Source organism: Lacrimispora brassicae (assembly GCF_054772055.1).
In genome coordinates, this window is the sequence record NZ_BRYH01000049.1 from 120095 (window position 1) to 143265 (window position 23171).

19 protein-coding genes are annotated in these 23171 nt (G+C 46.7%); 17 read left to right on the forward strand and 2 right to left on the reverse strand.

The genetic code is table 11. The features are described 5' to 3' along the window. Position 1: 1 nt before the first annotated feature. The 3 genes from ACYVD3_RS22955 to ACYVD3_RS22965 all read left to right on the forward strand — a co-directional run bounded on the left by ACYVD3_RS22955 (position 2) and on the right by ACYVD3_RS22965 (position 3700). A complete protein-coding gene (locus ACYVD3_RS22955; protein ID WP_460644828.1) occupies positions 2-1621 on the forward strand; it encodes a hypothetical protein in 1620 nt (539 codons plus the stop codon). A 109-nt stretch (positions 1622-1730) separates the two neighbouring features. Continuing rightward, positions 1731-2717, forward strand: coding sequence for an ATP-grasp domain-containing protein (locus tag ACYVD3_RS22960; protein ID WP_460644829.1), 987 nt, complete (start codon positions 1731-1733; stop codon positions 2715-2717). Next, positions 2714-3700 carry a glycosyltransferase family 2 protein gene (locus ACYVD3_RS22965; protein ID WP_460644830.1) on the forward strand — a complete coding sequence of 329 codons (987 nt, stop codon included), beginning with the start codon at positions 2714-2716 and terminating at the stop codon, positions 3698-3700. The genes ACYVD3_RS22960 and ACYVD3_RS22965 overlap by 4 nt, the downstream gene beginning before the upstream one ends. A 79-nt stretch (positions 3701-3779) precedes the next feature. Here ACYVD3_RS22965 and ACYVD3_RS22970 read toward each other — a convergent pair whose 3' ends face one another. Next, a complete protein-coding gene (locus ACYVD3_RS22970; RefSeq protein ID WP_460644831.1) occupies positions 3780-5231 on the reverse strand; it encodes a L,D-transpeptidase in 1452 nt (483 codons plus the stop codon). Positions 5232-5386: 155 nt separating this feature from the next. Between ACYVD3_RS22970 and ACYVD3_RS22975 the strand changes: the two genes are divergently transcribed. From ACYVD3_RS22975 to ACYVD3_RS23035, 13 genes are all read left to right on the forward strand, one after another. After that, positions 5387-6829, forward strand: coding sequence for a lipopolysaccharide biosynthesis protein (locus tag ACYVD3_RS22975; RefSeq protein WP_460644832.1), 1443 nt, complete (start codon positions 5387-5389; stop codon positions 6827-6829). A 286-nt stretch (positions 6830-7115) separates the two neighbouring features. Then, positions 7116-8423: a lipopolysaccharide biosynthesis protein gene (locus ACYVD3_RS22980; protein WP_460644833.1), complete on the forward strand. Its 1308-nt coding sequence runs from the start codon at positions 7116-7118 to the stop codon at positions 8421-8423. Beyond that, positions 8423-9118 carry a glycosyltransferase family 2 protein gene (locus ACYVD3_RS22985; protein WP_460644951.1) on the forward strand — a complete coding sequence of 232 codons (696 nt, stop codon included), beginning with the start codon at positions 8423-8425 and terminating at the stop codon, positions 9116-9118. The genes ACYVD3_RS22980 and ACYVD3_RS22985 overlap by 1 nt, the downstream gene beginning before the upstream one ends. An 18-nt stretch (positions 9119-9136) precedes the next feature. Beyond that, the gene (locus ACYVD3_RS22990) at positions 9137-9508 is read left to right on the forward strand and encodes a DUF2304 domain-containing protein (protein WP_460644834.1); all 372 of its coding nucleotides are present in this window, start codon (positions 9137-9139) and stop codon (positions 9506-9508) included. Then, a complete protein-coding gene (locus tag ACYVD3_RS22995; protein ID WP_460644835.1) occupies positions 9486-11093 on the forward strand; it encodes a DUF2142 domain-containing protein in 1608 nt (535 codons plus the stop codon). Before ACYVD3_RS22990 ends, ACYVD3_RS22995 begins: the two co-directional genes overlap by 23 nt. A gap of 116 nt (positions 11094-11209) precedes the next feature. Continuing rightward, positions 11210-12166: a glycosyltransferase family A protein gene (locus ACYVD3_RS23000; RefSeq protein ID WP_460644836.1), complete on the forward strand. Its 957-nt coding sequence runs from the start codon at positions 11210-11212 to the stop codon at positions 12164-12166. Between the two features lie 112 nt (positions 12167-12278). After that, on the forward strand, positions 12279-13298 hold the full coding sequence (locus ACYVD3_RS23005; RefSeq protein WP_460644837.1) for a substrate-binding domain-containing protein: 1020 nt from the start codon (positions 12279-12281) through the stop codon (positions 13296-13298). Positions 13299-13308: 10 nt separating this feature from the next. Then, positions 13309-14820 carry a sensor histidine kinase gene (locus tag ACYVD3_RS23010; protein WP_460644838.1) on the forward strand — a complete coding sequence of 504 codons (1512 nt, stop codon included), beginning with the start codon at positions 13309-13311 and terminating at the stop codon, positions 14818-14820. After that, positions 14798-16384, forward strand: a complete 1587-nt coding sequence (locus ACYVD3_RS23015; protein ID WP_460644839.1) for a helix-turn-helix domain-containing protein — start codon at positions 14798-14800, stop codon at positions 16382-16384. Before ACYVD3_RS23010 ends, ACYVD3_RS23015 begins: the two co-directional genes overlap by 23 nt. Positions 16385-16389: 5 nt before the next feature. Then, entirely contained in the window at positions 16390-17442 is a 1053-nt protein-coding gene (locus ACYVD3_RS23020) for a sugar ABC transporter substrate-binding protein (protein WP_460644840.1), read from the forward strand. 207 nt (positions 17443-17649) lie between these two features. Further along, positions 17650-19041, forward strand: a complete 1392-nt coding sequence (locus ACYVD3_RS23025; protein ID WP_460644841.1) for a tryptophanase — start codon at positions 17650-17652, stop codon at positions 19039-19041. A 30-nt stretch (positions 19042-19071) separates the two neighbouring features. Continuing rightward, positions 19072-20574 carry a sodium-dependent transporter gene (locus ACYVD3_RS23030; RefSeq protein ID WP_460644842.1) on the forward strand — a complete coding sequence of 501 codons (1503 nt, stop codon included), beginning with the start codon at positions 19072-19074 and terminating at the stop codon, positions 20572-20574. Between the two features lie 41 nt (positions 20575-20615). After that, the gene (locus tag ACYVD3_RS23035) at positions 20616-20720 is read left to right on the forward strand and encodes a MetS family NSS transporter small subunit (RefSeq protein WP_460644843.1); all 105 of its coding nucleotides are present in this window, start codon (positions 20616-20618) and stop codon (positions 20718-20720) included. Between the two features lie 81 nt (positions 20721-20801). Here ACYVD3_RS23035 and ACYVD3_RS23040 read toward each other — a convergent pair whose 3' ends face one another. Beyond that, entirely contained in the window at positions 20802-21689 is an 888-nt protein-coding gene (locus tag ACYVD3_RS23040; protein WP_460644844.1) for a LysR family transcriptional regulator, read from the reverse strand. Positions 21690-22001: 312 nt separating this feature from the next. Between ACYVD3_RS23040 and chvE the strand changes: the two genes are divergently transcribed. Beyond that, a complete protein-coding gene (chvE, locus tag ACYVD3_RS23045; RefSeq protein ID WP_460644845.1) occupies positions 22002-23165 on the forward strand; it encodes a multiple monosaccharide ABC transporter substrate-binding protein in 1164 nt (387 codons plus the stop codon). Positions 23166-23171: the final 6 nt, after the last annotated feature.

Sequence of the window (23171 nt, forward strand, 5' to 3'; positions counted from 1 at the left end):
TATGAATCAGTGGAGAGAAGAAAAGAAAAGGGCTTTGCTGGCCTTGATTTTTATTCTTATACTTCAGGCCGGAGTCATGTGCTGGTTTGGAAGCCGGAAGCAGGGCTATTTTATCGACGAAATTTATTCCTTTGGACTGTCCAACGGCTATTATAAACCCTTTATCACTTCCTATGGGGACCAGATCTTTGACCAGTGGGCGGATAAGACAGTCATTGACGATTACATGACCGTACAAAAGGGAGAGCGGTTTGCATATGGCTCCGTCATTTACAATCAGAGCCAGGATGTGCATCCGCCGGTGTTTTATTTCCTTCTCCATACGGTCTGTTCCTTTTTTCCGGGGACGTATTCCAAGTGGTTTGGCATAGGGATCAACCTGGTCTGCTTTCTCATAACCGGGATCTTTCTGTGGCTTCTGGGAAGCAGGCTTATGAAAAGCTTCTGGCTGGGGCTTGTTCCAGTGGTCATCTGGGGATTTTCCGCAGGGGCGGTCAGCTATACCGTTTACCTCCGCATGTATATGGCAATGACCCTTTTTACTGTGCTAAGCGGATATCTCCATGAAAGGATGGAGGAAGAAGGGCAAAGGTGGAGGGAGCTGCTTCTCATCTTCCTTGTGACAGTCTGTGGGCTGCTTACCCAATATTACTTTGTGATTTTTGCTTTTTACCTTTCCGCAGTTTATTTCCTGTGGAAGCTTTGGAAAAGGGCTTTTAAGGATGCATTCCTTTATGCAGCCGTCCTTTTTGGCGCTGTGGGTACGGCGGTTGTTCTTTTTCCTGCCTGCATTACACAGCTCACTAGGGACGATGAAATAGTGGCCCAGGAGACGAAAAAGAACATCGGCAATCTGGATATCCTGATCACCAACTTAAAATCTTATGGCTATGGGATTAATTCGGATTTTCTCTCCGGTATTTACAAGGCTGTTCCTGTAATTCTGTTATTGGCAGCAGGAGCTGTGGCTGCCGCCTTTTTCCTGGGTAGGGAGAAGGAGAGGGCGGCCATGGGTAAGCCCAAAGGAATGGGAGGCTGGCTCTTTTTGCTTTCCTGTCCTGCCGCTGTTTTGACCATTGCTTCCGTGGCAGTGGTTCCGTCTCCCCGTTACATTTGCAGCCTTTATCCATTGCTGGTCCTTGGAGGGATCTGGCTTTTGTGGCGCATGACAAAAGCCTTTTTGCCTGCCATGAGGACGGCTATGGCTCTGGTTTCGGTCCTGTTTTTGTGTCTTTCCCTGTCCTCTTACCGCCATGGCTTTGTGCAGTATCTATACAGGGATGAGCCGGCAAGGCTTGAGGAAGCGAACAAATATGGAAATCTTCCCTGCCTTTACGTGACCAATTACCGGATGGCGGCCCTGACCCAGGACTTAAGGACTCTTTCCTGTTACAGGGAGTTTTATGTGACAAGCAGGGAAGGCCTTGCAAATGTGGATCAGATCCTGGAAGGAAAGGATGTAAGCCGGGGAATCCTTGTTACGGTGGATAACAACAGCTTCTGGGGCAGCGGCTATGATGCGGAGGAAGTGGTACGGGAAATCTGTGAAAAAACCGGGCTTTTGGTAGTGAAATGCGTGTTTGCCCAGGAGCTTTCCGTGACCTATTTGCTGGAAGGCTAGAAAATGCCCGAAGGGCATACCTTTATGCCCGTAAAAGCGGACAGGAAAGAGGAAACACCCTGCGGGTATACCTTTATGCCCAAAAATCATGGGCAGGAAAGAGGAAATTATGGATACAGCGCTGGTGACTGCGATTGGGTCATTTTCGGCAGATATTGTTATTAAGAATTTAATAAAAGGCGGTTTCCGGGTGGTTGGCTGCGATATTTATCCGGGAGAATGGATCGCTGATTCCGGGAATGTGGCGTCTTTTTACCAGGTCCCCCTTGCCACAGACGAGAAAAGGTATGTGGACTCTGTCTTAAAGCTGTGCAGGGAGGAAGAGGTGAAGGCCCTGATTGTTCTCACGGATGTGGAGGTGGACGTATGGAACCGCCACCGGGAGGAATTGTCAAAGGCCTCTGTGACCTTATGCCTGTCTTCGGAGGAAACCCTTTCTATATGCAGGGATAAAAGGAAGCTGTGCCGTTTTCTTACGGAAAAAGGTATTGGAAACCCCATTCCCACTTGGGAGCTTTTAAAAGCGGATTTGGAGGACCTTTCCTATCCGGCGGTTGTCAAGCCCTTTAACGGAAGAAGCAGTCAGGGGCTTCGTTACATCCACTCTCATGACGAGATGAAGGGCCTTTTGGAAAGTGTGAGCTCTGAGGAGTTGATCGTACAGCCCTTTTACCAGGGAAGCATCATTACCGTAGACGTGGTAAGGCAGGGGGAAACAGGAGAGAGCGGGGCTGTCTGCCGGAAGGAGCTTTTGCGGACCCCTAACGGAGCGGGGACCTCGGTTCTTGTATTTTCAGATCCTCTTCTGGAAGCCATGAGCAGGGAAATCGCCCATGCCCTTAAGATCAACGGATGCGTGAACTTTGAATTTATTCAAGGGGAAGACGGAACGTATCACATGCTGGAATGCAATCCCCGTTTTTCCGGAGGTGTGGAGTTTTCCTGTATGGCGGGATATGACTGTGTTATCAATCATTTAAGGTGCTTTACGGGAGAGGCCATGGAGCCATTTGGGGAAATCACAGGCATGTATATTGCAAGAAAATATGAGGAATATATTACAAAAGTAAATACAGGAAAGGGCGGAGAGGAATGAGTGGCGTTGACCGTTCGAAAATTATGGCCAGCATAAGCTGTCTGACCTTTAACCATGGGGCTTATATCAGGCAGGCCCTGGACAGCTTTCTGATGCAGAAAACGGATTTTGAATATGAAATTCTGGTCCATGATGATGCCTCCACCGATGGGACAGGAGATATTCTGAGAGAATATGGGGAAAAATACCCGGATAAGGTGAAGCCCCTTATACAGACGAAAAACCAGTATTCCCAGGGGATCGACAATATCAGCGGTGCCTTTAATTTTCCCCGGGTCAGGGGGAAATACATTTTCATGTGCGACGGAGATGATTACTGGACATCTCCTCATAAGATGCAAAAGCAGGTGGATTACATGGAGGCACATCCGGACTGCACCCTTTGCATACACAGCGCGAAAATCCAGTTGGTGGGAAGGGCTCTGACAGAAGGCCAGATGCGCCCTTACCGGGGAAACCGGGTGATCACGCCGGAGGAGATCGTGGACAAGCCTTCCGGTTATGCCATGTCCTCCATGGTCTTTCCCTCCCGCCTGGTAAAGGAGCTTCCGGATTATTATGTGGATTGTCCTGTGGGAGATACCCCTCTGCAGATGATGGCGGCTGCCAAAGGCTGCGGTTATTACATGGATGAGCCAATGAGCGCCTACCGGGTGGGAGTGGCCGGCTCCTGGACTACGGAGGGCAAAAGCGGGGATTATGCCATAAAGCAGCAGATTTACTGGGAGCGGATGAAAAAGGTGTATGAGGAATTTGACGTTGCCACAGAGGGACGTTTAAGGGAAGCGGCGGAGAGTGCAGCAAAACGGACTTATTATCATACCATGGTCAATACCAGGCAGTTTCAAGAGATCATGAATCCTGAGTACGGTAGGTATTACAAAGAACTGACGCCCAGAACCAAATTTTTCATCCAGGCTGAGTACCGGACTCCGGGGGCTTACGGGTTGTTAAGGAAGATGTTTCTGGGAAAAAAAGGGTAAGAAAGCAAAACCATGGGCAGGATCCGTTTCAAGCGGTTCCTGCCCATGGCTTTCATTAATATAAGGTTTCCGGTTCCAATTACCGTGCAACATTAGGATCGCTAGGATCCCAGGTCTGGGTTTCAGGTATGATCTGTTCAATGGCCGGTCTTTCATATGGTCCAGGAACCGGTGATTCGTAAATTGTAACGGTAGTTCCAATAGGACAGTGGTCATATACCCACTTGGCATCACCGGAGAGGAGTCTGACGCATCCGGCGGACTGGGCGATACTCATATAATTATAAGTCGTCGGATCCAGGGTCATGGCGTTAGGGCTGCTGTACAGAATGGAATGAATTAGGAAGCCTTTCCAGATACGGGTTGCATATTGGGTAAAGATTCCGTGGTTCATGTCTCTCCAGCGGTATTTCTCCGGTGTTTTCCAGGTTCCAAGAGGAGTGTCTGGTCCGGTAGAGGTCAAAAAGGATTTTAACGGAATAATAAAGCCGTTGTCCCCGTCCTTGACAAAGATGGTCATGCAGTTCATGGTCTTATTGATACTGATGAGATAGGGCCCCTTTGCACCGATGATCGGCTCTAAGTCAGAGAGCATTCTTCCGGATTCGTCGAAATAATATTTGTAGCCGTCAATATACTGCCATCCGGTTACCAGATAGGAATCCTGGAAATAATAACGCTCATTGCCTGCCCATGCCCATCCGGTAAAGGATGTTCCGTCTCCGTTAAAGTAGCGGAGGCCGCCGTCGATCTGCTGCATTCCGTCAGCAACGGCAGAAATTACAGGTTTTTCCGTTGCATAGGGAAATTGGGAATTCTTGGCGTAAAATGCCATTCTCAGCCCTGTTATGTAATGGCCGGTGCCCATGGTACCTGTGGTGGTTCCGTTTTTGGCCCAGCCCATGGTGGTCCCGTCTTCCAACTGTGCGGTATAATAAAGGTCGAACTGGTTATTCACATAACCGGAGAACCGCATCTGCACTGCTTCTATATTAATATCATTGGCATAGTTGGTAGTCTGCTGCCCGTTTAAAACCCATGGAGACCATCCGGTGCTGGAGGTATAGGTCCGGTAAAGCACGTTTCCTACAATGTTGGTGAGAAAGGTGGACAATCCGTGAAATCCCTGTCCGTTATTTGTGATCCATGCATCATTTACAAAAGGCTGTGACCAGTTGCTGTCACCGATCATAACCGTAGTCTGAAGACGGGGAAAATTGGCTTTTAAGGCTTCCTGGGCGGCCTTGGTGGCTTCGTCTACCACACCGTCTTCACCGCTGCCTTCCCCTTCTTTTCCAATGTCTATGCCGGCATTTGCCAAAGCGGTTTCCGCTTCTTCCGTAGTTGAGCTTCCCTGAGTCTGGGAGTTAGTCTGGCTCTCCGTCTCAGGCGTGCTGTCACTCTGGCTGATAGGGACACCATTTTTAAATCCCGGTCCATATGCTTCTTCTGCCCATGCAAGGGAAGCCTGTCCTGAAACAAGAGCAGCCGTCAGGCAGAGTACCATCAGGCTGCGTGTCAGTTTACGCATAAATAAAAACCTCCTGAATTCTTTAAAATAGAAAGTATATTCGTTTATACTCTAACACAATTAATTCCAAAATGCTATAGACGATTTACAATTATTGGGGAATATAGTACAATAAGGCGGAAATGTTAATTGGTAAAGCAAGGAGAAAAGCCAGTATGTACCAGGAAAATATGAAAGAAAAAGTCCTTTCCGGCCTGTTTTGGAAAGTGATGGAAAACGGAGGTACACAGGGAATTCAGTTCCTTGTATCGGTTCTGCTGGCCAGGATGCTGACGCCTGCAGAGTCCGGGGAAGTCATGCTCATCATGATATTCATTACCATTGGAAATGTGTTTGTACAAAGCGGCTTTAATACCTCCCTGATCCAGAAGCAAAGAGTGGATGAGGTTGATTATTCCTCCGCATTTTATATCAGCGGGGCCATTGCCCTTGTTTTGTATGTGGTTCTCTTTTTCTCGGCACCGGCTATTGCGTCCTTTTATGGACAGCCTGTTTTTGGTCCGGTGCTCCGGGTCCTTTCCGTTACCTTGTTTTTCGGCGCCGTCACCTCCGTACAGTCCGCCGTGGTTGCAAGGAACATGGAATTTCGGAAACTTTGCCTGGCAAGCCTTTTTGCCGCCCTGTGCTCCGGTGTGATCGGCGTCTTTCTGGCCGCAAGGGGAAAGGGGCTATGGGCCCTTGTCATGCAGCAGTTTTTTTATAGCTTTTTCCTGATGGTCATGCTTTTATTTCTGGTGAAATGGAGGCCAAGGTTTCTGTTTTCCGTTAAAAAGGCAGGGGAATTGTTTTCCTATGGCTGGAAAATACTTTGTTCCGGTCTTATTGATACGGTATTTAATAATGTTTACGGGCTGGTGATCGGGAAAGTATATAATTCCGCCATGATGGGGCAATACTCAAGAGGAAACCAGTTTCCAGCCCTGATTGCAAACAATCTGGGGGCGGCCATCCAGTCGGTTATGCTTCCGGCTTTTTCCGCCTGTCAGGAGGACCGGGAAAGGGTGAAGCGGATGGTGAGAAGGTCCATTGTTACCAGCTCCTATCTGGTATTTCCCATGATGGCCGGTTTGATTGCCGTGGCAGAGCCTATGGTAAAGCTGCTTTTGACAGACCGGTACTTACCCTGCGTTCCCATGCTACGGATGCTGTGTGTGGCCTATGCCACCTGGCCTCTTCATGTGGCCAATTTACAGGCCATCAATGCCCTGGGAAAAAGTGAGATATTCCTCAAACTGGAAATCATAAAGAAGACGGTGAGCATGATTGCGCTTCTGGTGAGCATCCCCTTTGGGATCTATACCATGGTGGCCTTAAAGGCAGTGACTGATTTCATCTGCACCTTTATCAATGCCTATCCCAATAAAAAGCTTTTAAACTACAGCTTTTTTGAGCAGTGGAAGGATGTACTTCCCTCCCTTCTCCTATCAGCCGTAATGTGTCTTTTTTCCTACGGAGTACAATATGTGGTCAATGGGACCCTTTTGACTCTCATTGTCCAGATCCTTGTGGGAGTTATAGTCTATGTGGGGCTATCCTGGCTGTTCCGGCTTGAGGCTTTTTTGTACCTGTGCCGCGTTTTAAGGATCATCAAACAGTAGGCAGGGTGGTTTTAAGTTTACTTTTTAAGCTGGATATTGTAGAATAAAGGAATATTATGGAATAATGCCTGGCGGGGATATCCCTTGATGCCCCAAAGACCATGGGCAATGAGAGGAAATATCCTGCGGGCATCCCTTGATGCCCAGAAGACATGGGCAATAAGAGGAAACACCCTGCGGGCATCCCTTGATGCCCAGAAGACATGGGCAATAAGAGGAAATACCCTGCGGGCATCCCTTGATGCCCAAAAGACATGGGCAATAAGAGGAAAACAGGGGAAAATAAATGGAACGAAAAAATGTGGCCTGGAATATGATCGGAAGCCTGGTTTATGCCGGTTCCAGCATGATCCTTACGGCCCTTGTAAACCATCTGGTAGGGACGGAACAGGGAGGGATCTTTGGTTTTGCCTTCAGCACATTTGGGCAGCAGATGTTTCTGGTGGCCTATTTCGGCATGAGGCCGCTGCAGAGCACGGATACTAGCCAAAGCTATACCTTTTCCGAATACCGCCTTGCCCGCTTGGTCACCTGCCTCATGGCAGTCCTTTTTGGAATGTGTTATATCATTTTCAATACTCTGTCCCCATCAGCAGGGTATACGGTCCAAAAGGCGCTGGTGGTATTTTTGATGGTGGTATATAAGGTTCTTGACGGGTTTGCCGATGTGTATGAATCGGAATTCCAGAGGAATGGACGGCTGTATCTTACGGGACAGGCCATGGCCTTTCGTACTCTGCTGTCCGTGTTCTGCTTTTTAGGAACTCTGGCTGTTACAAAAGAGCTGTTATTTTCCTGCGTGGTTGCGGTCCTGTCTCAGGGAGCAGGGATCCTTCTGTTTGATAAAAGGGTGGCAGAGGGTGTACCGGGAATTGTGTTTACCAGGACGCCCGGCAGGCAGTGGAAGCTTTTGCAGGATGGTTTTTTGCTGTTTTTGTCTGTTTTTTTAGACGGGCTCATTTTTGCCATGGCAAAATATGCCGTGGATGCCCAGATGACTGCTACAGACAACGCTGTTTTTGTGGCTATTTTTATGCCCACCTCGGTCATCAACCTGGCGGCTAATTTTGTGATCCGTCCCTTCCTGACCAGGATGTCTTACCAGTGGGAGGAGAAGAACTTTCAGGAATTCAAATCAGGCTTAAAAAAGCTTACCGGGATCATAGCCCTCCTGACGGTGATTGCTCTGGCAGGAGCCTGGGCCATCGGGGTCCCTGTGCTGGGAGCTATTTCCAATGTGGAGCTTAAGCCTTATAAATCCGGGCTTCTTTACATCGTGCTGGGGGGCGGGTTCTTTGCGGTCATGAATCTGTTTTACTATGTGCTTGTGATCATGAAAAAGCAGAAACGGATCTTTTTCGGCTATGTGCCGGTCTGTATCCTTTCTTTCTTCCTATCCTTTTGGTTTGTTGGAGAGGGAGGGATCAACGGAGGGGCCTTTTCCTATATGCTGGAAATGCTGCTTCTCATGCTTTGCTTTATGGGACAGGCGGTTCGTGTCTTTATTACAGAGGAACGCCCTGGGGACATGGCTTTACGTCCAAAAAACATGGGCAGTACAGAGGAAAAAGGGAGGCTGGAACGGAAGAAATGATGGATAAGGTACTGGTAGTGATACCTGCATACAATGAAGCTTTAAATATTGAGCGCGTGGTGGGGGAAGTCATTGAAAACTATCCCATGTTTGATTATGTGATCATCAATGACGGTTCCACCGATCACACGGCGGATATCTGCAGAAGGCATGGCTGGAAAATCATCGACCTGCCTATGAATTTAGGACTTGCCGGAGCCTTCCAGACCGGGCTTAAGTATGCCCACCGGCGGGGATACCGGTATGCCATACAGTTTGACGGAGACGGGCAGCACCGGCCGGAATACATTCTGCCCATGAAAGACAAGATGGATGAAGGCTATGACATCGTTATCGGCTCCAGATTTGTGACGGAGAGAAAAACCCATTCCATGCGGATGTTAGGAAGCAGGCTCTTAAGCGGCTCCATTTGGTTCACCACAGGGGTAAAGGTCAGTGACCCTACTTCAGGGATGCGCATGTTCAGCAGGAAAATGATCAAGGAATTTGCCGACGGCTTAAATTACGGCCCGGAACCGGATACCATTTCCTATTTGATCAGGCAGGGAGCAAAGGTGGCGGAGATCCCGGTGATCATGGATGAACGGATCCTGGGAGAGAGCTATTTGAATCCGTTCAATGCGGCCCGGTATATGGGGAAAATGCTGTTTTCCATTTTGCTGGTACAGAGTTTCCGTATTAGGAACAGGAGATAAAGGAAGGGAGAACGTAACATGACGGTTTTGCTTCGCTGCGTACTGATATGCGTTTCCATATTGCTCACATTTTATGTGCTAAGAAGAATACGCCATTCCAAGATGAAGATAGAGGATTCCATCTTCTGGGTGATGTTTGCCCTGCTTTTAGTGGTGTTCAGCTTATTCCCGCGATTGGCTGATTTCATATCCCTGATGGTGGGAACCTATTCCACCGCTAATTTTATCTTTACCTTTATGATCTTTATCCTGCTGGTAAAGGTTTTTTTCCAGTCTATTAAAATATCCCAGTTGGAGCGGAGAATGACGGAACTGATCCAGCTGCTGGCTCTTGACAGAGAAGAGGCCAGAGAGAAGGAGGAGGGTCATGGTGAAGCTCATTCTGAATAAAAAGGGACTGTGGCTTACTGCAGGAACTTTTCTTTTTCTCGCCTTTCTTTTTATAAAAACCTATATGGAGACCATTGTGGGGATCCCTTCTCCGGAGTTCGAGGCGGTCCGCCGCTTTTACTGGTGGCTGATCGTGTTCGGTTGTGGATTTCTGGTATGTCTGGGAGGAATCCTGTGGATATTTAAGGATCCCCCGTTCTTTTTGTTTCCAGGGACAGTGGTGATTCTGGGTCTGTTTTACATGCTGGTGCTGACTCCCTTTTCCACACCTGATGAGGCGGCTCATTTTACCAGCGCTTACCGGCTTTCCAACCAGCTTATGGGAAAACCGGCGGTGGCTGATGAGGCTTTTCTTGCCCAGGCAAATGAGGAAGAGAAAGAGAGGATTGGCCGCGGGGCCAATGTTCTGGTGCGAAGGGGTGATGACGTTCCCGGACTTTATATCAGTGTGGGGCAGACCACCTACAACATGGTCCTTACGGAGATGTTTTCCCTTGACAACAGCCAGGGAATGACGGTCCGCTATGAAATACCGGTGAACACCACGCCCGTGGTTTACCTTCCCCAGGCCCTTGGGATCAGCCTTGCCAGGCTGCTTCATTTGGGATATATTCCTTTGGTATATCTTGGCAGACTGTTTAATCTTTTGGCTTTTGCAGGTATGGCAGCCATGGCCGTCCGGGTCATGCCCTTTAAAAAGGAGCTTCTCATGGCAGTATCGTGCCTTCCCATGACCCTTCACTTAGCAGCGTCTTTTTCCTATGATACGGCTTTTATCGGCCTGTCCATGATGTTTCTGTCCTGGTGCTTTTATCTGGCCTATGAAAAAGAGAAGGTGACCGTAAGGGATACGGTTCTTCTGGCCCTTTTACTGATCCTTCTGGAGCCTGGAAAAATCGTTTATCTGCCTGTGGCGGGGATCTGCCTGTTTATTCCAGCTTCCAAATTTAAGTCCAAAAAACATTACTGGATCTCTGTCATTGGCGTCATTCTGTCCGTCATTCTGGCGGTGTATCTGGTAAACCGCCTGGTCCTTTCTGCTTGGGCCACCTCCACAGAAAGCTATGTAGGATGGAGCGAAGCGGCAGGGTATACCCTCAAGGATGTGTGGGAACACCCCTATCAAATCTTTCAGGTATATTATGAAACCCTGGTGACCCAGTTTGATTATTATCTGACCACCATGCTGGGAGGATTTCTGGGCAATTTAGACCCTAACTTAACAGTGCCTCCCTTCTGTCTTTCCATCCTGTGGTATGTGCTCTTTGTCAGTGTAATAAGGCGGGAAGGGGAAGACGCCCCCATGTCAGGCGGACAAAAGCTTTGGATGGTTTTTCTGGTGTTTTTAAGCGCCTGTCTGGTTCTGGCCTCCATGCTGTTAGGCTGGACGCCAAAGGATCTTACCTATATTACAGGCGTCCAGGGAAGGTATTTTATTCCCCTTCTGCCCCTTGTGCTGCTGGTCATATTTGACAAACGCCTGGTCACAAGCCTGGATTTAAGGAAAAGCGCCTGGTATCTGGAATGCTTTGTAAGCATCTATGCTCTGATACGCATCTGTTCCACGGCGTGTCTGCGCCATTGATTCACCCCAAGGCAAGGAGCCAAAGTCAAGCTCCCTTGACCTTGGCGGCTGCTGGCGGGGTTAAATACTCCCCAGCTTGCTACGGAGTATTTAACTGGAAGGTAGAGGAAATTACAATGGAAGAAAAAAGGCAGGAAAAAACCGTTGATGTGATCATCCCGGTATACAAGCCGGGGGAGACCTTAAAACGCCTTTTGAAACGCCTGGGAGAGCAGTCCTGCCCCATCCGGCGGATCATCATCATGAACACGGAACAGTCCTATTGGAAGGAAGAGGAATACAGCCAGGTGCCTGACCTGGAAGTGCACCATGTGAGGAAAGCGGAATTTGACCATGGCGGGACCAGGAACCTGGGAGCCGGTTATTCTCAGGCTGATGTCATGGTGTTTATGACCGATGACGCGGTTCCGGCGGATAAGAACTTAATAAAAGCGCTGGTAAAGGGCCTTGACCAAAGGGGAAAAGGCGGAGAAAAGGTGGTTATGGCCTATGGAAGGCAGCTTCCAAACCCTGACTGCGCCCTGGCGGAGCAGTATACCCGTTCCTTTAACTACCCGGAGCAGAGCCGGGTAAAGACGGTTAAGGATTTGGAGGAGCTGGGAATCAAGACCTTCTTTGCTTCCAACGTATGCTGTGCCTATGACCGGGCTGAATTTTTAGAGGCCGGAGGATTTATAGAGAAGACTATTTTTAATGAAGACATGATTTATGCGGGGAATGCGGTCATGAACCGTAGACAGGCGGTTGCGTACGCTGCCGATGCAAAAGTATACCATTCCCACAATTACGGCTGTATTGCCCAGCTTAAACGGAATTTTGACCTGGCGGTATCCCAGGCAGATCATCCGGAGGTATTTGAGGGGATCCGTTCGGAAGGCGAGGGGATCCGCCTTGTGAAAAAGACCTGCGCCTGGCTTTTAAAGGAAGGGAAACCATGGCTTATCCCTGGGGTGATAGTAAAGAGCGGTTTTAAATACATGGGATATCTTTTGGGAAAACGGTACCAATTTCTGCCCAGGTGGCTGATTTTAAGCCTTACCATGAACAAAGAATATTGGAACAAAGAGAGATAAAACGCAGTGTCAGACAGTTCGGTAAAAAACCGGGCTGTTTTTCATTTATTTTTTCTTCCTGATTTAGTATAATGATGATAGTGCATTTGAATGCTTTACAAAGGGGATAACCATGGATAAGAGAAAGAAAAGCCTGCTGATGCTGGTACTGGGAGGATTGTCAGGCATTGTGTTCCTTACGCTTTTAACCTCTTCCTTTTACGGATACGTGTTAAAGAAGATAGGGGTGGAGCATGCGGAAAATACAAGGACCTACCGGTACCACTATGTCATGATCATCAATAACCTGGATTCCCAGTTCTGGAACGATGTGTATCAAAGCGTTCGGGAGGAAGCTGCCCTCCACGACGCTTATGTGGAGCTTAAGGGAAGGAACCAGTCGTCAGAATACACTGCCGTGGATTTCATGGAGATGAGCATAGCAGCAAAGGTGGATGGCATCCTGTTGGAATTTACGGGAGAAGAAAATCTGGAGGAACGGATCAATGAAGCGGCGGCAAAGGGGATCCCTGTTGTCACCATATTAAACGATGCGCCATCCACGGACCGGAAAAGCTATGTTGGGATCAATTCCTATGAGCTGGGGCAGGAATACGGAAATCAGATACTGAAGGTTATACCCAAGGATTCCCAGAAGGCCAGGGTGATGGTGCTCCTTCATGACAATTCCATTGACAGCAACCAGTCCCAGATCTTTAATCAGATCAACAACCGGATGGTCACGTCAAAGGAGACCGGGGACCGGATCAAGGTGGAAGAAAGTAAGATCCCCTCCGGAAGGGCCTTTGAAGCAGAAGAAATTGTGCGCAACCTATTCCAGAATCCACAGGGGCCGCCGGACATTATTGTGTGTATGGATGAAGTGGATACGGAGGCCGTGTACCAGGCGGTCATAGACTACAACTGCGTAGGGAAAACCCAGGTCATCGGCTATTATAAATCCAGGGCTGCCTTAGAGGCGGTCAGAAAGGGGACCATGGCTATGACCCTTTGCATCGATACCAGCCAGATGGGGAAATTCAGCGTACAGGCCCTTACAGAGTCCATACACGACGGGAGGACCAATTCCTTTTACAGTGTGGATTTACAGTTTGTGACAAAGGAAAATGCGTCAGATTTCATAAGGGATTAATGGAGCGGCTATGAAAAATAAATGGAAACACCTATGGGAAAACCTGCCCATCGCCCGCAAGCTGTTTTTGGAAATTGCGGTGACAGCGGTCATACTTTTTGCCAGCAATCTGTTCATTTACGCCCAGATCAACCAGATGGTGGAGCGAATGAATTCTGTATACATAAGCAACGTGAACTTAAATGAGCTGTCAGATGTTTTCTCCGATGTGCAGAATTACATGTACAAATACTTGCAGGTAAAGGATTCAGAGTCTTTGACCGATTATTACCGGGCGGAGCAGGATTACAGAAAGCTGCTGGAAGGGCTTAACGTTGCCGTGACCGATAATCAGATCCAGATCCTGGAAAAGAATATCCGCAATATGTCGGACAGCTATCTGGCTGTCACAGATGAGACCGTACAGGCCAAACGGGGGCAGAATGTGGAGAAATACAAAAGCTCCTATGAGTCCGCCCTGAAGCTTTACCAGTTTATAAACCATGACATTTCAGTTTTAAACAGCCGTCAGTTTAAAAACAATTCTGCCAGCTACCAGACCCTGCAGGCTGCCCTTCAGTATTTAGAGGTCATAAGCTCTGTGATCTTAATGATCGTCATGGTCATAAGCCTGACGGTCATGATGATGATGACAAAGGATATCGTTACCCCTCTCACCAACCTGGCTCATACGGCTAAGCTGGTAGGACAGGGAAACTTTCACGTAAAGGTGCCTGCCATAGGCACAGGGGATGAGCTGGGGATCGTGACCGGGACATTTAATCAAATGGTGGATAGTTTGGACGAGTATGTGAATAAAATTAAGGAGAGCGCGGAAAAGGAACAGGAGATGAAAGAGCGGGAGTTTCTAATGGAAAACCACTTAAAGGAAGCCCAGCTAAAATACCTTCAGTCTCAGATCAATCCACATTTTCTTTTTAATTCCTTAAATGCAGGAGTCCAGTTGGCCATGATGGAGGATGCAGAGAAAACCTCGGTATTCATGGAGAAGATGGCAGATTTCTTCCGCTATAATGTAAAAAAGGGTTCCAGGGATGCCACCATCCGGGAAGAGGTGGAAGCGGTGGAGAATTATGTCTACATACTAAATGTCCGTTTTGCAGGAGATATCCGGTATCATTCCAGGATCCATGAGGAGGCCATGGATGCTCCCATTCCAAGCATGATTTTACAGCCTTTGGTGGAGAATGCGGTGACCCATGGAATCCGGAATATGGAGGGAGGGGGAGAGATCCATCTGACCGTTGAGGATCATGGGGAGGAAATAGAGATCCGGATCAGGGACAACGGGACTGGAATGGAAAAGAATGAGCTTGACAGGATACGCAGGGGAGGACAGACTGCGGTGGCAGCAGATTCTACAGGGATCGGCATTCACAATGTGATTTCCCGGCTGGAGCTTTATTATAATGATGACGATGTTTTCCATATCTTCAGTGAGGGGAAGGATAAAGGAACCACTGTAATCCTAAGGATTCCAAAAAGAGGGGGAGATGTACATGTTTCGCATACTGGTAGCTGATGATGAGGGAATCATGCTGGAATCCATCAGCCATATTATAAAGTCCAATTTTGGCAGCGACTGTGAGATCGTCTGTGTCAAGACGGGCAGGGCAGTGATTGAGCAGGCCGGTTCTTTCCGTCCGGACATTGCATTTGTGGACATCCAGATGCCGGGATTAAACGGCATCCAGGCCATCAGGGAGGTGCGCAAATTCAATCCTTCCGTTGTATTCATCATTATAACGGCCTATGACAAATTTTCTTATGCCCAGGAGGCGGTGAATTTAGGGGTCATGGAATTCATGATGAAGCCGGTGAATAAAAAGAGGATTCTGGATGTGTGCGTAAAGGCCATGCACCAGGTGGAGGAAGCCAGACAAAGGCTGAGCGATGATTTAAAGATCAGAGAAAAGCTTGAGATCGTAATTCCCATGATTGAAAGCGGGTTTATCTACAATGTGCTCCAGGAGGACTCAGAGCTTTCAAAGAACGGCTATATAGAAATGCTGGACATAAAAAAGTCTTATGGATTTATGATCGTCCTGGAATTCGGGGACACCATTGAAGGGGGGACCATGACCAATGCCATAGGGGTCAGCGTCCGGGTGAACAAGCATTATTCCATGGTCAGGGAGATTGTAAAGGATTATTTTGACTGTGTTCTGGGACCTGCCATGGGAAACCGGCTGGTGCTGTTCCTTTCCTTTGAACAGGAAAAGGTACGGTATGAGGAACGGGTGGAAATCATTACAAGGACCCGGAATATGATCCATAAGCTGGAAAGCGCTACGGACATGAAATGCAGAGGCGGGATAGGATCCGTAAAGCCTCTGGAAGGAATCCGGGATTCCTACAAGGAGGCCTTAAAATCCCTGCGGGAAAGCGACAGTCATGTAGTGCACATTACGGATATCCCGGCGGTATCTGATTATGATGGGGAATATCCCTTAGACTTAGAAAACCAGTATCTTCAAAGGGGGACAAAGGCAGACCGGGAAGGGGCGCTGTCCTGTGCCGGTGAATTTTTTGACTGGATGCTGGTTCATGACGGAAATGTACGGTCTAATATAGAGATAAAGATATTGGAGCTGGTCATGAGGCTGGAGAGGCGGGCTTTTGAGGCCGGAAATGTCCGCTATGGCTTCCGTTACCGGGAGAATTATTTGGAAGAGTTAAAGGAGGCTGCCGATGGGGAGGCCCTTAAGCGGTGGTTTTTGAATAAGACAAGGGAGGTGTGCGAAAACATCAGCACTTCCAGGGAAAGAGAGTATGAAAATGTGGTTTCCAGGGTCAAGGCCTACATTGATGAGAATTATACCAGGGATATTTCTCTTGACGATGTATCCAGAATGGTTGACATAAGTCCTTATTATTTCAGTAAATTGTTTAAGCAGGAGGTGGGAGAGAATTTCATAGAATATGTAACCAGAACCAGGATTAAAAACGCCAGGCGTCTTCTGGAGGATTCCAGATACAGCATCAAGGAGGTATGTATCATGTCCGGCTACAGTGATCCCAATTATTTCAGCCGGATATTCAAAAAGTATGAGGGGATGACGCCAAGCGAGTATAGGGAGAGGTAAGTGTTATGAAAATGGGGCGAGGGAATTTGTTACTGGTGGTGGTGCTTTGCTGTGCTCTGGCAGCAGGATGTACAAATGCCAAGGCAGAGGCAGAGACCCAGGTTTTGGCAAAAGCAGGAGAAAGGCCCTTACAGATCGGGCTTAGCATTGATTCTTTTGTGATCGAGCGGTGGATCAGGGACCGGGATGTTTTTGTATCCACGGCTAAAGAACTGGGAGCTGAAGTCAATGTGCAAAATGCCAACGGGGATGTAAGCGAGCAGATCGAGCAGATCAAGTACTTCATAAAAAAGCAGATGGATGTGATCGTGGTGGTGGCCGGAGACTGCGAAGCTTTATCCGATGTCATGAAAAAGGCAAAGGATGCTGGAATTAAAACCATGAGCTATGACCGGCTGGTCCGGAATGCGGACTGCGATATGTACATATCCTTTGACAACCGGGAGGTGGGAAGGCTGATGGCGGAAAGCCTGGTGGAGAACATTCCTGAAGGAGGCAAAATTTTCATGATCCAGGGCCCTGAAACGGATCATAATGTGGCAATGGTCCGGGAAGGATTTGAATCGGTGATAAAGGGGAAAAGCCTGGAGGTGGTCTATAAAAGCAACTGCCAGGGATGGCTTTCGGAGCATGCCTTTGACTATGCCAAGGAAGCCCTGGAAAAACACCCGGATGTGAAGGGAATCATGTGTGGAAATGATGATCTGGCAACTCAGGTTTTCCGGGCTTTGTCAGAGGACCGGATGGCAGGAAGGGTCTGCCTGGTGGGGCAGGACGGGGATCTGATGGCCTGTCAGAGAATCGTGGAAGGGACTCAGAATATGACGGCCTTTAAATCTGTGGAGGAAGAAGCCAGAATCGCCGCGGAATATGCAGTGAGGCTGGGGAAGGGGGAACCTTTGGAAGGGATTGAAACCACCATTGACGATGGGACCTATGATGTTCCCAGTCTGGAACTAAGTCCGGTGGCAGTTACCAGGGAAAATATGGACTCCGTCATCATTCAGGGAGGATTCCATGGAAAAGAGGATGTATACTTGAATGTGAAACAGCAATAGCATTTTCTTGCCGTGAAAAAGTCCTGAGCATTCAGGGCTTTTTTATTATGGGCATTAGTCTGTAATCCATTGCAAAGTTTTGGGTATTTATCATAATAAATTTGTTGTGATGCCACTTTTTTTAGTCATTTTACAAATATTCCATATTGTATTAAGATAAAAACATATTAAAAATATACATAAAAAGCAAAAGGAGAGAAATCAAACATGGCTGTAAAGTATATTCCAGAACCGTTCAGAATCAAAATGGTAGAACGAATTAAAATGTTAACTCAGGAGGAACGTATCGAAAAAATCAAAGAGGCTAAGTTTAATATGTTCGGGCTAAGGGGCGAAGATGTCTATATTGACCTTTTAACCGACAGCGGAACCAATGCTATGAGTGATGACCAATGGGCAGGAGTCATGAGAGGCGATGAAGCATACGCCGGTTCATCCAGTTACTATAAGTTAGTTGATGCCGGTAAAGATATATTTGATTATGATTTTATACAACCGGTTCACCAGGGCCGTGCCGGCGAAAAGGTGCTTTTCCCCATTTTCCTTTCCAAAGGTAAATTTGCTATTTCCAATATGTTTTTTGATACAACAAGAGCGCATGTAGAGCTGGCAGGAGCCAGAGCCATCGACTGTGTGGTAGCAGAAGCAAAAAATCCTTCGATAAGAGCTCCTTTTAAAGGCAACATGGATGTGGTAAAATTAGAAAAACTGATCAATGAGCTGGGTGCTGAAAATGTCGGTCTTGTTGTAATGACCATTACCAACAACTCAGCAGGCGGTCAGCCTGTATCTATGGCAAACATGAGAGAGGTATCAGAAATTTGTAAAAAGCATAACATTCCTCTTAATATTGATGCTGCCAGATATGCTGAAAATGCCTTCTTCTTAAAGCAGCGGGAAGAAGAGTGCAAAAATATGTCCATAAAAGAAATTGTCAACAAAATCTTCAGCTATGGCGATATGTTTACAATGTCTGCAAAAAAAGATACCATTGTAAATATCGGTGGTCTGATTGGAGTAAAAGATGGCAATTCACCAATTATATTAAAAATAAAAGCGAACTGCATTTCATTTGAAGGATTTTTTACTTATGGGGGACTTTCCGGACGTGATCTTGAAGCCCTGGCAATTGGACTTTATGAAGGAATCGATGAGAATTTCTTAAGATACCGCATCGGTCAGATGGAATATCTGGCAGGTAAATTAGACGAGGCAGGAATCGCTTACCAATCTCCGGTGGGCGGCCATGGAGTCTTTGTGGATGCAGCAGCATTTTTCCCTCATATCCCGTATAATGAATTCCCTGCCCAGGTGCTTGCAATAGAGCTTTACAAAGAGGCAGGAATCCGTACCTGTGACATCGGTTCCTTTATGCTTGGTAACGATCCGGATACCGGCGAGCAGCTTCATTCCGAGTTTGAATTCACACGCTTTGCGATTCCCCGCCGTGTTTATACACAGGCCCATATTGATATTATGGCTGATGCATTAATCGCAATCAAGGAAAGAGCAGCCGAAATCAAACGAGGATACCGTATTACCTGGGAGCCACCGATTTTACGCCACTTCCAGGCATCTTTGGAACCCATCGAATATTAAGAATATATCCGACATTAGGGGGTATTTACTATGCGTGATCAATGGAACAGCAGAACAGGTTTTTTATTTGCAGCAATTGGGGCTGCAGTTGGATTAGGTAATTTATGGAGGTTTCCGTTTCAAGCTTATAAAAATGGTGGAGGAGCATTTTTTCTTCCATACTTTGTAGCTATTATTACATGTGCCGTTCCTTTAATGATCATGGAATACACCTATGGTCGGAGAATACGTGGTGGTTCTACAAAGGCATTTGCCAAGCTAAAGAAGAAGTTAGAGATTATAGGCTGGGTACAGGTTATGGTACCCATCGTGGTTATGATGTTCTACAGCACCATCATATCCATATCCGTCATCTTTATGATCTACTGTATCGGTCATGCCTTCGGTATGGTAAACTGGATGAGCGATCCGGGACCACTGTTAGGTATTATTACCGGGCAGGCTCAAAATGCTTTCGACTTTGGAAGCGGTATCAGTCTTTATATGCTGGGTGCAGTGGTTGTCGTTTGGTTTTGCAACTGGGCCATCGTCCGGCAGGGAATTTCCGGAGGGATTGAAAAAGCCTCAAAGATATTCACTCCCATGCTTATGATTCTTATGGTGATTTTTATGATTAACTCCATGAGGCTGGAGGGGGCCGCTATTGGGCTAAATGCATTATTTACACCGGATTTTTCTAAAATTTTAAACCCAAGTATATGGGTTGCGGCTTATGCACAGGTATTTTTCTCCACCACACTTGCAGTTGGTGTTATGATTGCTTACGGCTCTTATCTGGGAGAAAAGCAGGATATTGTAAACAACTCATTTATCACCGTACTGTCAAACAGCTCTTTTGATATTATTGCAGGGATTACCGTATTTTCAACCCTGGGATTTTTGGTCAATAAACAAGGCGTTTCTTTTGACTCCTTTGGAACCGGGGCCGGAGTTGCTTTTATCGCATTTCCTATAGCAATTTCAACCATGTCATCTAATATTGTGATTCAGGGCATTTTAGGATTTTTGTTTTTCTTTTGTTTATTTATTGCCGGTATTTCCTCCAGTATTTCTATGCTTGAGGCATTCAATACCTCAGCCTTGGATAAATTTAAGATTTCGCGTAAAAAATTAACCAACATCATATCCATTGCCGGTTTTATTGGAAGTGCCACCTTTGCTACCTACTGCGGATTTAACTATATTCTGGATCTGGTGGATTCTTACGTGGCAAACTATGTGATCGCTACGCTTGGTCTGGTGGAAGTTGTTGCAGTCAGTTACATTTACGGTACAGAGAAACTCAGAGAAGATGCAAACGAATATTCTGACTTTAAGATCGGTAAATGGTGGGATTACTTACTAAAATACTTTACCCCCATATTATTGGGAATTACCGTTATTACAAATTTTGTATCCGGTATCATGAAGATGTTTGGTATGGATTCCATAACACTGATATCAAATATTGTGTTCGGCTGGGGAACGGTTGTACTTATGATCGGTGTTGCCATTATATTCTGTAAACGTCCGTGGCAAACTGATATTGAATGACCTAAAGATCTGATAATTCCATCAACAAGGGGGAAATTCCTATGAATCCATTTGCATTGGCTATGATGATTGTCGGTTGTTCCGTTGTATGGGGTGGGCTGTTTCTATGCGTAGGCATAGCCCTGACTAAAAAACCGGAAGAATAAATAAGACAGAACAAATCAAAAGGGATATTGCAAAACTAACCAAGGTTAGTCAGGCAATGTCCCTTTCTCTTTATCTATCTGTCAATTGTCTTTTAAAGAAGCTAATTGAAGAAAAATTTTTATAAAAGGATTCTCATTGGATCTCTGGTACATGGCGACAAAATTCCCGGGATCAAAATCCTTTAAATTAATAGCCTTCACATTCGGTGTCAGATGCTTGATACAAATACTTGGCAAGAATGCCACCCCCAGCCCGGATTCCACCATTAATATCTGGGATTCAAGGCTGTTGGCATTAATACTGTCTTTGATGTTAAAGCCGGCCGTCATTGTAAATTGTTTTAAGGTCTCCAGAGAGCAGGGGCCGGAATCCTCACTTAAGGTAATTAATGTATATTCATTCAATGAATCGGCTGATATGATATCAAACTGAGCAAGCGGATGCTTTTTATTCACAATGATATACATAGTAGAAGGAAAAACCGGATTTACCACGGTCTCATCCTGTGATACAAAAGCGGGGCTGAAGGGAAGCGTAAAGACGATATCTAATTTTCCGGCTTGCAAGTATGCTATAAGATCGTTATAGTTGTGCTTTGCAACCAAAACATCAATATCCGGATAAAGGGCCTTAAACTCAGAAACTACTTGCGCTATTAAAATATGTTCATAATGGCCAAAGCCAATTTCTAATACTTTGGGATGCAGCTTAGCCGTCTTTTGAGTTTGAGAAATCATCTCGCTGTACAGTTCTATAACCTTTAAGGCTTTGCTGTAAAAAACTTCCCCGGCAGGTGTAAGTAAAACAGTCCTGTTGTTACGTTTTAACAAAACGACTCCCAGTTCTTCTTCTATGGCCGCAATCTGGCGGCTCATTGCTGTTTGCACCATGTGGTGCTCCTGGGCAGCTTTTGTAAAATTCTTATGCTTTACAACTGAAATAAAATAAGACAATCTTCTGATTTCCATTTAACCACCATATCTTTTCAATGAGGTATAAAATGCCTGGTTGAGATATATTACACGAGAGACTATCGCCAATATTATTCTAACAAGATGCCTGAAAAATTGCAACCTTAAGTCTTAGTACTTCCCTGGAAAAGAGGAGGTATACCTGAATGTAAAACAGCAATAGCATTTTTTTGCCGCGAAAAAGTCCTGAGCCGCCAGGGCTTTTTTTATTTGGCCCAATACGTGCTAATGGTTCGCAAACAAGTCCAGTTCTATCCGTGATAAGATAAAACTGTCAGTAAAACAAATATTGGAGGAGGAACAAATACCATGAAACAAAAATTTTTAGCGGCAGCAATGGCCCTTGCCCTGACTGCAGGAATGCTTTCCGGATGTGCAAGCTCCACAGGCTCTGCGCCGGGGAACAAAGAGACTCAGACAACTGGGGAGGCCGCCACAGAAGCCACCAAAGTGGCTGAGACCAAGGCAGAGGAAACCAAAGCAGCAAAGGGGAGCGATACCTTAGTGGGAGTCGCCATGCCTACCAAGGACCTGCAGCGGTGGAACCAGGATGGATCCAATATGAAAAAGGAACTGGAGACCGCCGGATATAAGGTGGATTTGCAGTATGCCAGCAATGATGTCCAGACCCAGGTATCCCAGGTGGAGAACATGATTTCCAATGGCTGCCAGATACTGGTCATTGCCTCTATTGATGGGAGCTCTTTAGGAGAACCTTTAAGCCAGGCCAAAGCCATGGGCATTCCGGTTATCTCCTATGACCGTCTGATCATGAATTCCGATGCAGTCACTTATTATGCAACCTTTGATAACTATAAAGTCGGACAAAAACAGGGTGAGTACCTGGTAGAGGCCCTGGGCCTTGAGACAGCCACTGAACCTAAGAACATAGAACTGTTTACCGGAGATCCTGCTGATAACAACTGTAATTTCTTCTTTGGCGGAGCCATGGATGTCCTTAAAAAGTATATTGACAGCGGCAAGCTGGTGGTAAAATCCGGCCAGACGGCTTTTGAACAGGTAGCTACCGCTAACTGGGATTCCGAAAAATCCCAGAACCGTATGGATACCATTATTGCTGGTAACTATTCCGACGGAACCATATTGGACGCAGTCCTCTGCTCCAACGATTCCACAGCTCTGGGAGTGGAAAATGCCCTGGTTTCTTCCTATACCGGAAAATACCCGGTCATCACCGGACAGGACTGTGATATCGCCAATGTAAAGAACATGCTCCAGGGAAAACAGGCCATGAGCATCTTTAAGGATACCCGTACCCTTGCTTCCCAGGTGGTAAAGATGGTGGATTCCGTTATGCAGGGCGGAGAAGCGGAGATCAATGATACCAAATCCTATGACAACGGAACAGGAATCATTCCCACCTATCTGTGTGACCCGGTAGTGGTAACGGTTGATAATTACAAAGATATGCTGATCACTTCCGGATATTATATTGAGGACCAGTTAAAGTAACAAAAT

Coding starts and splice junctions, on each gene's coding strand:
- ACYVD3_RS22955 (WP_460644828.1), top strand. CDS start 2: ATGAATCAGTGGAGAGAAGAAAAGAAAAGGGCTTTGCTGGCCTTGATT.
- ACYVD3_RS22960 (WP_460644829.1), top strand. CDS start 1,731: ATGGATACAGCGCTGGTGACTGCGATTGGGTCATTTTCGGCAGATATT.
- ACYVD3_RS22965 (WP_460644830.1), top strand. CDS start 2,714: ATGAGTGGCGTTGACCGTTCGAAAATTATGGCCAGCATAAGCTGTCTG.
- ACYVD3_RS22970 (WP_460644831.1), bottom strand. CDS start 5,231: ATGCGTAAACTGACACGCAGCCTGATGGTACTCTGCCTGACGGCTGCT.
- ACYVD3_RS22975 (WP_460644832.1), top strand. CDS start 5,387: ATGTACCAGGAAAATATGAAAGAAAAAGTCCTTTCCGGCCTGTTTTGG.
- ACYVD3_RS22980 (WP_460644833.1), top strand. CDS start 7,116: ATGGAACGAAAAAATGTGGCCTGGAATATGATCGGAAGCCTGGTTTAT.
- ACYVD3_RS22985 (WP_460644951.1), top strand. CDS start 8,423: ATGGATAAGGTACTGGTAGTGATACCTGCATACAATGAAGCTTTAAAT.
- ACYVD3_RS22990 (WP_460644834.1), top strand. CDS start 9,137: ATGACGGTTTTGCTTCGCTGCGTACTGATATGCGTTTCCATATTGCTC.
- ACYVD3_RS22995 (WP_460644835.1), top strand. CDS start 9,486: ATGGTGAAGCTCATTCTGAATAAAAAGGGACTGTGGCTTACTGCAGGA.
- ACYVD3_RS23000 (WP_460644836.1), top strand. CDS start 11,210: ATGGAAGAAAAAAGGCAGGAAAAAACCGTTGATGTGATCATCCCGGTA.
- ACYVD3_RS23005 (WP_460644837.1), top strand. CDS start 12,279: ATGGATAAGAGAAAGAAAAGCCTGCTGATGCTGGTACTGGGAGGATTG.
- ACYVD3_RS23010 (WP_460644838.1), top strand. CDS start 13,309: ATGAAAAATAAATGGAAACACCTATGGGAAAACCTGCCCATCGCCCGC.
- ACYVD3_RS23015 (WP_460644839.1), top strand. CDS start 14,798: ATGTTTCGCATACTGGTAGCTGATGATGAGGGAATCATGCTGGAATCC.
- ACYVD3_RS23020 (WP_460644840.1), top strand. CDS start 16,390: ATGAAAATGGGGCGAGGGAATTTGTTACTGGTGGTGGTGCTTTGCTGT.
- ACYVD3_RS23025 (WP_460644841.1), top strand. CDS start 17,650: ATGGCTGTAAAGTATATTCCAGAACCGTTCAGAATCAAAATGGTAGAA.
- ACYVD3_RS23030 (WP_460644842.1), top strand. CDS start 19,072: ATGCGTGATCAATGGAACAGCAGAACAGGTTTTTTATTTGCAGCAATT.
- ACYVD3_RS23035 (WP_460644843.1), top strand. CDS start 20,616: ATGAATCCATTTGCATTGGCTATGATGATTGTCGGTTGTTCCGTTGTA.
- ACYVD3_RS23040 (WP_460644844.1), bottom strand. CDS start 21,689: ATGGAAATCAGAAGATTGTCTTATTTTATTTCAGTTGTAAAGCATAAG.
- chvE (WP_460644845.1), top strand. CDS start 22,002: ATGAAACAAAAATTTTTAGCGGCAGCAATGGCCCTTGCCCTGACTGCA.